Raw genomic sequence first — 12,127 nt, forward strand, 5'->3', positions numbered from 1 at the left:
TCCGAGCACCCTCGGCGGACCTTTTCACGTCGGGCCGCAACCCCGAGCCAGCCGCTCGCCGGGCACCGGCCCTCGCGTGTGCGGGCTCTCACATGTGCGGGCCCTTACGGGCGCCGACCGGGCGCGGCCGGGTATGCCGAAGGGCCGGCGGGCCCAGGTGCGTGGCGAGCCGTCGAAGGCAAGCACACACCTGGGCTGCATCCGGCCCGTTCGGTCCCACCGGTCGGCGGGACGGCACCTACCCGAGCTTGCCCGGCGCCGGGAAGTAGCCGGCGCCGGCGAAGAACTCGGTATACCTGGCGAACAGTTCGGCATCGATCTCCGGGCAGGCGATGCCGGTACCGGCCAGGGCGGCCTCCGTCTCGTCGACGTCCATCCGCATGTACAGCGCCTCGCCGGCGGTCATGTAGCTCCGGAAGATGTCGATCGTCGGGAAGAGCGCGTTGTCCCGATCGGCGCGGACCGTGGCGACGAACTCGTCCCAGGGCACCTCGTCCAGGACGTAGCCGGACTCGCGCAACCGCTTCACCATGTCGGCGTAGCCGACCGCCACCGGGTTGAACAGGTGGAACGTGCGGCCGTTCGTGGTACGGGACAGCGCCAGCACGGCCGCGCTGACATAGTCCACCGGCACCATCGGGAACAGCGCGTTCGCGCCGATCGGCATCGCCCGGGCCTGGAGGCTGCCCTTCAGGCTCAACCAGACGAAGTCCCGGGTCTGGCAGGCGCCGTTGGTCTGTGCGCCGGAGATGACGTCGGCGCGGTAGATCGACACCGGCAGGCCGCGGGCCTGGGCCAGCGCGATGATCTTCTCCGCGACGTACTTGCTCTGCCGGTATCCGTTGGTCAGCTCCTCCGGCGGGCCGGTGGGATCCTGCGGGGTCAGCCCGGCGCCGTCGGGCGCCGGCCTGGCGAAGACGCCGGTGCTCGACACGTAGTGCAGCGGAACCGTGCGATGCAGCGCGGCGAGCCGGAGCGCCCACTCGGTGCCGGTCACGTTGGCCGCCTTCAGCGACGTGTACGGGTGCAGCCAGTTGACCGTCGCGCCCGCGTGGTAGACCGCGTCGACCTCGCGGGCGAACCGGTCGAACCGCTCGTCGCCCAGTCCCAGTTGCGGTTCGGCGAGGTCGCCGGTGACGACCGACAGTCGGTCGAGGTCGATCTCGTCCCAGATGCCGTACCAGGTCAGGTTGGCGCGCAGCCGATCGAGCGCGGCCTCCTCGTCGGCGCCGCGGACCAGGCAGTGCACGGTGGCCCCGGTCTCGCGCATCAGGTCCCGGAGCAGGAACGCGCCGACGAACCCGGTCGCTCCGGTGAGGAACACCTGCCCGGGATCGGCGACCACGGTGGTCACCTCGTCGGCCGGGACCACGTCCTCGGCGAGCCGGATCTCGGCCGCGAAGTCCACGCCGGACCGTGTGGTGCCCTCGGTGCGGCCGGCGAGTTCCACCGCGAGGAAGTCGATCAGCGCCGCAGGGGTGGTGTGGTCGAACAGCAGAGTCGGCGGCAGGCGCAGACCCGTCTCGCCCTCCAGCCCGTTGCGCAGTTCGACCGCGGTCAGCGAGTCGAACCCCAGCTCGGTGAACACGGTCGTGGGGGTGATGCGATCGGTCGAGCCGTGGCCCAGTACCGCGGCCACGGCGGTGCGGACCAGATCGAGCAGGACTTCCCGCCGGCCGGACTCGTCGAGCGGGGCGAGCCGTTCCGCGAGCAGCCCGGTGTGCTCGGCCGCCGCGCTGATCACGCGCCGGCCCGACCTGCGGACCAGACTGCGCAACACCGGGAGGATCGGGCCCGGTTGCCGCTCGATCAGGGCGACGTCCAGGTGCATCGGCACCGTCGTCGGGTGGGCTGCGGCGAGCGCCGCGTCGAACAGCCCCGGGCCCTCGACCGGTGAGATCGGCCGCAGCCCGGCCTGGGTCGCTCGGCTCCGGTCCACCTCGGTCAGTCGGGACGCCATGCCGTGTTCCTGCGCCCAGGCACCCCAGGCGAGCGAGTGGGCGGGCCGCCCGTTCGCCCGGCGGTGCTGGGCGAGCGCGTCGAGGAACTGGTTGGCCGCCGAGTAGTTCGCCTGTCCCGGCGAACCGACGACGCCGGCGACCGAGGAGAAGAGCACGAACATCGCGAGGTCGGCGTCGGCGGTGAGTTCGTGGAGGTGCCAGGCGGCGTCGACTTTGGGGCGGAGTACGGGGGTGATGCGGTCGGGGGTGAGGGCGGTGATGATGCCGTCGTCGATGATGCCGGCGGTGTGGAGGATGCCGGTGAGGGGGTGTTCGGTGGGGATGGTGGTGAGGAGGTGGGCGAGTTGGGTGCGGTCGGCGGTGTCGCAGGCGGCGATGTGGACGGTGGCGCCGAGGGTGGTGAGTTCGTGGGCGAGTTGGTGGGCGCCGGGGGTGTCGGGTCCGCGGCGGCCGGCGAGGAGGAGGTGGCGGACGCCGTGTTCGGTGATGAGGTGGCGGGCGAACAGGGCGCCGAGGGCGCCGGTTCCGCCGGTGATCAGGACCGTGCCCTCCGGCGCCAACTCCGGCCCGGCCGTCGCGGCGGCACGCACCCTGGCCAGTCGGGGGGTGCTCGCCCGTCCCGCGCGCAGGGCCACCTGGTCGTGGCCGGACACGATCGCGGTGCCGAGTTGCTCGGCGCTGGCCGTACTGCCGTCCAGGTCGATCAGGGTGATGCGGCCGGGATTCTCCACCTGGGCCGACCTGACCAGTCCCCACACCGGGGCCGCGGCCGGGTCGACGTCCTCCGCGTCGTGGGTCGCGACGGCGTTGCGCGTGACGAGCACGAGCCGGGAGGTCCCGAACGCCAGCCCGTCCTGCACCAGTTCCAGCGCTCGTACGGTGGCCCGGTGCGCCGCGGCCACCGGGTCGGTGCCGGCCGGCACGTCGATCACGGCGACCAGGACGTCCCCGGCGGCGTCCGCGACGCTCTCGACCCGGCGGGCGGGGCCGGCCGCCGGGGTGTTCCCGAGTACGGCCCAGCCGGTGTCGGTGAGATCCTCCGGGTCGGGGAGCACGACCGGCGACCACAACACGTGGAACAGCGAGTCGGCGACCGCGCCGTCGACCCGGTCCGCGGGCGCCGCCGGACGTGCCCGCAACGCGCGCACCTCGGCGACGGGTTCGCCGGTGTCGTCGGCCAACCACACCCGGAACGCGTCCGGTCCCTTGGGCCTGATCCGGACCCGGAGCGCGCGCGGGCCGGCGGCGTAGAGGTCGAACCCGTGCCAGGACGGCTCGGCGATTTCTCGCCCGACCGCGAGCAACGGGTGCAACGCGGCGTCGAGCAGCGCCGGATGGATCCCGAACGTGTCCGAGTCGACGTCCTCGGGCAACCGCACCTCGGCGAACAACTCGTCGCCGCGTTGCCACAGCGCCGCCAGCCCCCCGAACGCGGGCCCGTGTGTGCGACCGCGCTCGTCGAGCCGCCGGTGGAGGTCGTCCAGGTCGATCGGCACGGCGTCGGCCGGCGGCCAGACGTCCAGCGCGATCGTCGGCGCCGGCGCCGGCTCGGTGAGCAGGCCGGTGGCGTGTACCTGCCACGGCACGGCCGAACCGTCCCCATCCGGCCGGGAGCCGATGGTGATCCGCCGGTGCCCGTCCGCGTCGGCCGCGCCCATGGTGACCTGCACCTGGACCTTCCCGTCGTCCGGGACGGTCAGCGGGACGTCGACGGTCAGCTCGGCGACGCCGGAACAGCCGACCTCGTCGCCGGCCCGGACCGCCAACTCGACCATGGCCGCCGCGGGCAGCGTGGCGATGCCGCCGACCCGGTGGTCGGCGAGCCAGGGCTGGGCGTGCAGCGAGAGCCCGCCGGTGAACACCGCACCGTCACCGCCGGCGAGCACGATGGCCGCCGTCAGCAGCGGGTGTTCCGGTGAGGTCAGGCCGATCCCGCCGGCCTTGCGCCCGCCCGGCGAGGTGCCGTCCAGCCAGTAGCTCTGGTGTTGGAAGGCGTAGGTGGGCAGATCGGTCAGCGTCGCGGCGGTCCCGGTGAACAGGCGGGACCAGTCGACGGTGTGCCCGCCGGTGTGCAGGTGCGCGAGGGCGGTCACGGCGGTGGCGACCTGCGGCCGTCCCCGGCGTTGCAGCGCGGTGAACGACGCGTCGGCCACGCTCTGCGGGCCCATCGCGGTGAGCACGCCGTCGGGGCCGATCTCCACGAAGCGGGTCACGCCCGCCGCGCGCAGTCGGGTGACGTGATCGGCGAACCGCACCGGCTCGCGCACGTGATCCACCCAGTACCGGGCCGAACACACCTCCTCGGCGGTCGCGGCCATCGGGACGACCGGCTCGGTCAACTCGACCCCGGCCAGCACCGCGGCGAACTCGACCAGGACCGGATCCATCAACGGCGAGTGGAACGCGTGACTGACCGTCAACCGGTTCGTCTTGCGCCCCCGCGCCCGCAGTTCGTCCGCGATCTCGACGACGATGTCCTCGGCCCCGGAGATCACCACCGACGACGGCCCGTTGACCGCCGCGATGCCGGCCTCCTTCTCCCGCCCGCGCAACAACTCGACGACCTCGGCCTCCGCGGCCCCGACCGCGACCATCGCCCCGCCCTCGGGCAACGCCTGCATCAACCGGCCACGCGCGGCGACCACCCGACAGGCGTCGTCCAACGTCAACACCCCGGCCACATGCGCCGCGGCCAGCTCGCCGATCGAGTGACCGGTCACGAAGTCCGGCCGCACGCCCCACGACTCGAGCAGCCGGAACAACGCCACCTCGACCGCGAACAACGCGGGCTGGGTGAACCCCGTCTCGTCCAACCCCTCCCCGCCGAACACCACGTCCTTCAACGACCGGGACAGGTGAACGTCGAAACGGGCACAGATCTCGTCGAACGCCGACGCGAACACCGGGAACGCCTCGTACAGCTCCCGACCCATCCCCGCCCGCTGCGCCCCCTGACCCGTGAACAGGAACGCCGTACGCCCCTCCACCGCGACCCCGGAAACCACCCCGGCCCCGGCCTCACCCGCCGCCAACGCCCGCAACCCCGCGACCAGTTCGCCCCGATCCGCGGCCACCACCACACCACGATGCTCGAACGTCGACCGCGACACCGCCGCCGACAACCCGATATCCGACAACGACACCTCGTCGCCGGCCGCGGCGCAGACCAGCGACGCCAACCGCTCCGCCTGGGCCCGCAACGCCGGTACCGACCGCGCCGACACGGCCACCGGCACCACCACCGGCACGACCGGGGCCACCGGTACGACGACCTCGGTCGACTCCACCGGCACCGGCTCGGCCACCGGGGCCTGTTCGACGATCAGGTGTGCGTTGGTACCGCTGACTCCGAACGAGGACACCGCCCCGCGCATCGGCCGCCCGGTCGTCGGCCACGGCCGTGCCTCGGTCACCAGTTCGATCGACCCGGCCGACCAGTCCACCGCCGGCGTCGGCGCGTCCACATGCAGCGTCTTCGGCACCACCCGGTGCCGCATCGCCATGACCAGCTTGATCACCCCGGCCACCCCGGCCGCGGCCTGGGTATGCCCGATGTTCGACTTCAACGAGCCCAACAGCAGCGGTCGGCCGTCCGCCCGGGCCTGACCGTAGGTGGCCAACAGCGCCTGCGCCTCGATCGGATCGCCGAGCATCGTGCCGGTACCGTGCGCGTCGATCACGTCGACCTCGGCGGGGGAGAGACCCGCGTTGGCCAGCGCCCGGCGGATGACCCGCTGCTGGGACGGGCCGCTCGGCGCGGTCAGGCCGTTCGAGGCGCCGTCGGAGTTCACCGCACTGCCGCGGATCACGGCCAGTACCGGGTACCCCAGCCGCCGGGCGTCGGAGAGCCGTGCCAACGTCAGCACGCCCACCCCCTCGGAGAAGCCGGTGCCGTCCGCCGCCGCCGCGAACGCCTTGCAGCGCCCGTCCGGCGCGAGCCCACGCTGCCGGGAGAACTCCACGAAGCCGTCCGGCACCGGAATCACCATCGCCCCGCCGGCCAGCGCCAGCGAGCACTCGCCGTTGCGCAGCGCGGTCACGGCGTGGTGGATCGACACCAGCGACGACGAACAGGCCGTGTCCATGCTGACCGTGGGCCCTTCCAGGCCCAGGACGTAGGAGATCCGACCGGAGGCGACGCTGGTCAGCATCCCGGTCATCGCGTAACCCTCGATGCCGGTGGACGCCGCGTCGACGGTGGAGGCGTAGCCGGTGTACATGACCCCGACGAAAACCCCGGTGTCGCTGCCCCGCAACGAGCGCGGGTCGATCCGGGCCCGTTCGATGGCCTCCCACGTGGTCTCCAGCAGCAGCCGCTGCTGCGGGTCCATCGCCAGCGCCTCCCGGGGCGAGATCCCGAAGAACGCCGAGTCGAAACCCTTGACGTCGCTGAGGAATCCGCCCTGGCGCGCGTAGAACTTGCCCATCGCGTCGGGGTCCGGGTCGTACATGCCCGCCACGTCCCAGTCGCGGTCGGCGGGGAACTCGGTGATCGCGTCGACGCCGTCGGCGGCCACCCGCCACAACTCCTCGGGCGTGGACACGTCGCCCGGGTAGCGGCAGCCCATGCCCAAAATGGCGATGGGCTCGGACCGGCTCGATTCCAATTCCTCGACCCGGGCCCGGGCCTTGTGCAGGTCGGCGGTGACCCACTTGAGGTAGTCGAGGAGTTTCTCGTCCTTGTTCATCTGCCGCTCGCTCATGAGGACACCGCCCGAATCGAGTTCTCCAGTCCCGTGGCGGGACCCTGCTTGGTCAGCACCGACGAGCCGAGCCGGCCGGCCAGGGACAGCGCGAGGTGCAGGCGCAGGTGGTCCACCCGCAGGGACCGCCCGAGCAGTTGCTCCGCCTTCTTCACCCGGTAGACCACGGTGTTCTTCGCGATGTGCAGGTGTTTGGCCGTGACGGCCACGCCCCGCTCGTTGTCCAGCAGGCACCGCACGGTCTCGCGCAACGCGGCCATGGTGCGGTTGTCGGCGGCGAGCGGGCCCAGTTCACGGCGGACGAAGTCGGCGGTGGCCTCGGCGTCGTTGCCGAGCAGGATCACCAACTCCAGGTCGCCGTAGTCGCACAGCCTGGACGGGCCGGGCTCGGTGATCCGGCCGACCCGCTCCGCGGTGACCGCCTGCTCGTGCGAACGCTGGAAGCCGGCCACGCCGTCGCCCGGCAACCCCGAGGCGACGTGGATGTGCGCCGGCAGGTCCACCGGCTTGTCCGAGCGCCCCAGCTCGCCCGGGTGGTCGGTGGCGCGACCGCCCCACGCCCACAGTCGGCCCGGGCCCGCCGGAAGCAGCAACATCGAGGAGCAGCCGACCTGGTCCAGCAGCCGCAGTGCGGTGGTCTCCAGCTCGCGCTTGCTGTCCGGGGTGATCTCGTCCTGCCACAACACCAGCGCGACGTGATGCAGCGTCAGGTCGTACTGCAACCGGCGCAGCGCCTTGCGCGTGTCGACCGGCTTGCCCTTCAAAATCGCGGACACCAGTTCGAAGCGTTCACCCACGGATCCGGCGAACCAGCGGTTGCGTTCGGCGGCGAACTTCTCGGTCACCGCGGCGGAGAGGGTCTCCATTCCGTCGAACAGGTCGGCCGAAATGGACCGCATCATGGCCGGCTGGTCCTGGGCGGGGATCTGCGCCTCGCAGAACGCGAACAACTCGCGGGTGAATCGTGCCTGGCTGGCCCGGACGCACCGGAGCAGGAGGTCGACCGTGGTGTTGTCGGCGATGCGTTCCCGAATGGCATTGGTGAGTTCGGCGGAAAGCAGCCCGGTAATGGCGCGCACACCACTGAGTCGCAATACGACCCAGAGCGCTATCGCCTCGATCAGCCGCGTTTCGCTGGAAGATCTTCGATCGAAGCGCACGAACGGTTCCCCGGCCAACTCGGCGAGCAACAGACGGCTGTTCTCGATGGCCCAACCGGTCGCCCCGGAACCGACGCGCAGGACGACCTCCTCGACCAACTGCGCGTTCGTCGCCGGTAGATGGAGTACGGAGTCGTCCGTGGGGCGCAGTAGATGCAACAGCGAATAGGTGGATGTGATCTGTCGTTGCGCAGGTATGGCAGCCTGCGATATCGGATAGGCCGACAACGAGTAGCCTCCGTACCGGAAAGCGAGCGCGACTGGTCGTCGGCAGCCTTACACGGTTCCATCCACGGTGGGTAATCGGCCGGTAACCGCACGCCGGTGCCGAGATTACCGCCCGATGGGCGGGCTCGGCGGGCGGGTGCGACCTGCATGTCTTGGTGTTTGCGGCGGTATGCCCGGCCCCGGATCGCCGCACCCGGGTGCGGCTGTGCCGCACGCGCCCTGCGCGGGTTCGGGTGCGCGGGACGCGTGCGGGGTGGTGTTCGCCGGCGGACCGTGCCGGGCGGCGGGCGCCGTCGGTCAGTTCGGTACGCGGTCGCCTTCGGACCGCGCGGGCGGCGCGGTGCGCGGGTTCGTGTTCTTCGCCTTGGGCCGGTGTCGCCCGAAGCGCCGGACCAGCGGCGTCTCCACGCACCAGTACAGGAACGCGGAGCAGGCCAGCGCGGCGCCGAGCACGGCCAGGATCAGCAGTGCGTTGACCCAGGACGAGAACGTGCGGGTGGGGCCGATGAATTCGGCGGTCTGCATGATGACGATCCAGTGCACCATGTAGAACGCGAAGGAGATCTCGCCCAGGTAGATCATCGTCGGCTTGCGGAACACCGAGGCGGTGCGCTGTCGGTCCGCGACCGCGGCGGCGGCGATCAGGGGCGCGGTCCACACGGTCGCCACGCCGGCCGTGCCCGCCAGGTACGGCTCGTACTGGGTGAGCACGTAGCCGACGACGGCCAGGCCGAAGGCGGGCACCAGGCCGATGCGCGGCCAGCGACCGGCCGCGACGACCTTGGCCAGCAGAATGCCCAGGACGAATTCGAGCGCCCGGACCGGCGGGAAGAAGTACACGAACCACACCTGGTCGAAGGACACTTCGCCGGACACCCCGAAGGCGGCGAGCCGGGGCTGGTCGTCGACCACGTAGGTGCCGACCAGGAACGCGCCCACGATCAGCGCGAGTACCACCGCGACCGCCGGCCACAACCACTCCTCGCGGATCCGGCGCAGGACCGGCAGCAGGAAGGGGAAGGCCAGGTAGAAGAAGAACTCGCAACACAGCGACCAGCTCACCCCGTTGACCGCCGAGACGGTCTGGATGTCCGGGAACCACGCCTGTTGCATGGACCCGGAGGCGAGCCAGTCGACCAGCCGGGTGGGCCGGTCCGTCTCCAGTACGAACAGGGCCGCCAGGCCGAAGGTGACCACGTGCATCGGGCCGATCTTCGCCAGCCGGCGGCGCCAGAACGAACCGGTCGTGTCGCCCGAGCGGGCCGTCCAGGTGAGCACGAAGCCGCTCAGGATGAAGAAGAAGCCGACGCCGTAGGAGCCGAAGAGGGCGAAGGTCTCGCGAAGGTCGTCCCCCGTGTCACCCGGGACGAGCCGGGTGTAGAACAGGATGTGCGTCGTGAAGACGAGCATGGCCGCCACGATGCGCAGTCCCGTCAACGACGGCAACCGTGCGGGTTCCGGGTGATCGGACGTGTGCGCATCGCCGGCGCGGCTCGGGCCGACTTCCCTGGTCACCATGTGATCGTCGGGGGTAGGAGTTCACCAGCGGGTTTCGCGCTTTCCCGAGCGGAGCGCGGCGGATTCGATCCGGAATGAATGGATGTGATCTGCGGATGCGCAGGAATAAGAGCCTGCGCTATCGGATAGCCCGACAACGAGTGGCCTCCGTACTGGAAAGCGGACGTGATCTGGGGGTCGGCAGCCTTGCACGATTTGTTCCCTGTCGGGTAATCCGTCGGTAACCGGGTCCGGGCGGCGGAATTACCGCACGGTGGGCGGAAACTCGCGGCCCGCGCGATATCTTGCAATGCGCAGTCCGCCGATTGGCAATGACGAGGAGTACTCGTGACCGAGCCGGCCACACAAGACGTCCCGACCGCAGTCGGTGCCGGAGCCGGCACCGTGCCGTGGGTGTTGTCCGGGCGAACCGAACAGGGTCTGCGCGGCCAGGCCGCGCGGCTGCTGGCCCGGCTCGAATCCGACGCGGCGGCGAACGTCGCCGACGACCTCACCGACGTGGGCCGGTCGCTGGTGGCGGCCGGCGCGCTCTTCGAGTATCGGGCCGTGGTGCTGGGGCGCGACCGGGCGGAGTTGCTCGCCGGCTTGCGGGCGCTGGTCGAGGAGCGGCCCGCGCCGAACGTGATCAGCGGACGGGCGACCCGGCAGGCCCAGGCCGATGCCCGGCCGGTGTTCGTCTTCCCGGGCCAGGGCACCCAGTGGGTCGGCATGGCCGTCGAGCTCTTGCACACCTCGCCCGCGTTCGCCCAGGAGATCCGGGCCTGCGAGAAGGCGCTGTCGCCGCACCTGGACTGGTCCCTGGAGGACGTGCTGCGCGGGGTGCCGGGAACGCCGCCGCTGGACCGGGTGGACGTCGTACAGCCGGTGCTGTTCTCGATGATGTTGTCGCTGGCCCGGCTGTGGCGCCGATTCGGCGTGGAGCCCAAGGCGACGGTCGGCCATTCGCAGGGCGAGATCGTGGCCGCGCACGTCGCGGGCGCGTTGTCGCTGGAGGACGCGGCGCGAATCGTCGCGTTGCGCAGTCGGGCGCTGACGGCGATCCGCGGTCGCGGCGAGATGTTGACGGTGCTGGCCCCCAACGAGCGGGTGCGCACCATGCTGGCCGACTGGGACGGCGCGTTGTCGATCGCGGCGGTGAACGGCCCGGCCACCATGACCGTGTCGGGTGACGTGGGCGCGATGGCCGAGTTCGGTGCCGCGCTCTCCGCGGCTCGGATGATGCGCTGGCGGGTGCCGGGAGTGGACTTCGCCGCGCACTCGGCGCATGTGGAGGATCTGCGCGAGACCCTGCTCGACCTGGCGGCCGACATCCGACCGGCGCGCGGCGACGTGCCGTTCTACTCGACGGTGACCGGACGGCGCATCGACACCGACGAACTGGACGCCGAGTACTGGTACCGGAATCTGCGCCAGACCGTCAGGTTCGACGAGGCGGTGCGTTCGCTGGTCGCCGACGGGCACTCGATCTTCGTCGAGTGCAGTGCCCAGCCGGTGCTGTCCGTCGGCATCCAGGACATCGTCGAGGAACTCGGTCGTTCGGCCGTACTGATGGCGACGCTGCGCAACGAGGACGGCGGGATGGGCCGCTTTCTCGCCGCGTTGGCGGAAGCGTACGTGCACGGGGTCGCGGTGGACTGGACGGCCGCGTTCGCGTGAGAACCGGGTGACCGCGTCCGGTCCGCCCGAGCCCGCTTGACCCCGCCGTCGCCTTGAGCCCGCCCCGACCGCGCGTCCGGGCCGGTTCGGCGGCGGCTCGGTGCTGCGCCGGCCCGGGGGCGTCGATCCGCCGCGTCCGGGCATGCCAAGGGGCGGGTCGGCTTCGTCCGGTGTGGACGAAGGCGGCCCGCCGGGGTGGGGCGGGAGCGGTCAGGCCGATTCCGGGGACACCGGGATTCGGCTGGTCATGCGCTCCATGCCGCTGATCCAGTTGTCGCGCAGCGCGGCGGTGGCGGCGGCCACGTCCCCGGCGCGCAGGTGTTCGGCGATCCGGCAGTGCTCCTCCGCCTCGCGTTCCAACAGCGTGTCCTCGCCCGCGATCAGGTGGGTGTAGCGCCGCATGCCCGCCTTCACGCTGGTCACCAGATCCAACAGTCGCTCGTTCGGACACCGGCCGAGCAGCAGGTCGTGCCACTCGTCGTCGTGCCACTCGATCTCCGACTGCTCCGCCACCGGATCCGGGAAGTCCCGGGCCAGGCGCAGCAACTCCGGTGCCATCTCCTGGAGTTCGGCTGGGTCGGAGAGTTCGAGCGCGAGCGATTCCAGGCCCGCGACGATCTCGCACAGGTCGCGGAACTCCTTGCTGCTGACCGGCGCGAACCGGAAGCCGCGTCCCTGATTGCTCTCCAGGACGCCCTCGCCGGCCAGGGTGATCAGGGCCTCGCGCAGGGGAGTGCGGCTCACCCCCAACTCGCCCGCGAGCACCACCTCGTTGATGTCCTTGCCTGCCGCGAAGTCACCCCGGTCGAGGCGCAGAAGCAACTCCTCGCGGATCTGCTCCCGCAGAGGTCGCCGCTGGATTCCCATGGGTCGGTTACTCCTCGTGTCGATCGACGTCGAT

The 12,127-nt window shown here is 71.4% G+C and carries 5 protein-coding genes; 1 reads left to right on the forward strand and 4 read right to left on the reverse strand.

What is annotated here, in order from left to right; genetic code table 11:
• Positions 1–238 precede the first annotated feature (238 nt).
• From ACH4U8_RS23530 to ACH4U8_RS23540, 3 genes are all read right to left on the reverse strand, one after another.
• Complete coding sequence (locus ACH4U8_RS23530) at positions 239–6,664, reverse strand: thioester reductase domain-containing protein (protein ID WP_395779924.1); 6,426 nt, start codon at positions 6,662–6,664, stop codon at positions 239–241.
• Complete coding sequence (locus ACH4U8_RS23535; protein WP_380020564.1) at positions 6,661–7,983, reverse strand: PucR family transcriptional regulator; 1,323 nt, start codon at positions 7,981–7,983, stop codon at positions 6,661–6,663. The genes ACH4U8_RS23530 and ACH4U8_RS23535 overlap by 4 nt, the downstream gene beginning before the upstream one ends.
• Before the next feature lie 366 nt (positions 7,984–8,349).
• Positions 8,350–9,570 carry an acyltransferase family protein gene (locus ACH4U8_RS23540; RefSeq protein ID WP_395779926.1) on the reverse strand — a complete coding sequence of 407 codons (1,221 nt, stop codon included), beginning with the start codon at positions 9,568–9,570 and terminating at the stop codon, positions 8,350–8,352.
• Positions 9,571–9,897: 327 nt separating this feature from the next.
• Between ACH4U8_RS23540 and ACH4U8_RS23545 the strand changes: the two genes are divergently transcribed.
• A complete protein-coding gene (locus tag ACH4U8_RS23545) occupies positions 9,898–11,226 on the forward strand; it encodes an acyltransferase domain-containing protein (RefSeq protein ID WP_395779928.1) in 1,329 nt (442 codons plus the stop codon).
• A gap of 210 nt (positions 11,227–11,436) precedes the next feature.
• On the opposite strand, the gene ACH4U8_RS23550 is transcribed toward ACH4U8_RS23545, so the two are convergent.
• Positions 11,437–12,093, reverse strand: coding sequence for a GntR family transcriptional regulator (locus ACH4U8_RS23550; protein ID WP_360315097.1), 657 nt, complete (start codon positions 12,091–12,093; stop codon positions 11,437–11,439).
• Between the last annotated feature and the right edge of the window lie 34 nt (positions 12,094–12,127).

Source organism: Embleya sp. NPDC020886 (genome assembly GCF_044333915.1).
GTDB lineage: Bacteria > Actinomycetota > Actinomycetes > Streptomycetales > Streptomycetaceae > Embleya.

Coding starts and splice junctions, on each gene's coding strand:
- ACH4U8_RS23530 (WP_395779924.1), bottom strand. CDS start 6,664: ATGAGCGAGCGGCAGATGAACAAGGACGAGAAACTCCTCGACTACCTC.
- ACH4U8_RS23540 (WP_395779926.1), bottom strand. CDS start 9,570: ATGGTGACCAGGGAAGTCGGCCCGAGCCGCGCCGGCGATGCGCACACG.
- ACH4U8_RS23550 (WP_360315097.1), bottom strand. CDS start 12,093: ATGGGAATCCAGCGGCGACCTCTGCGGGAGCAGATCCGCGAGGAGTTG.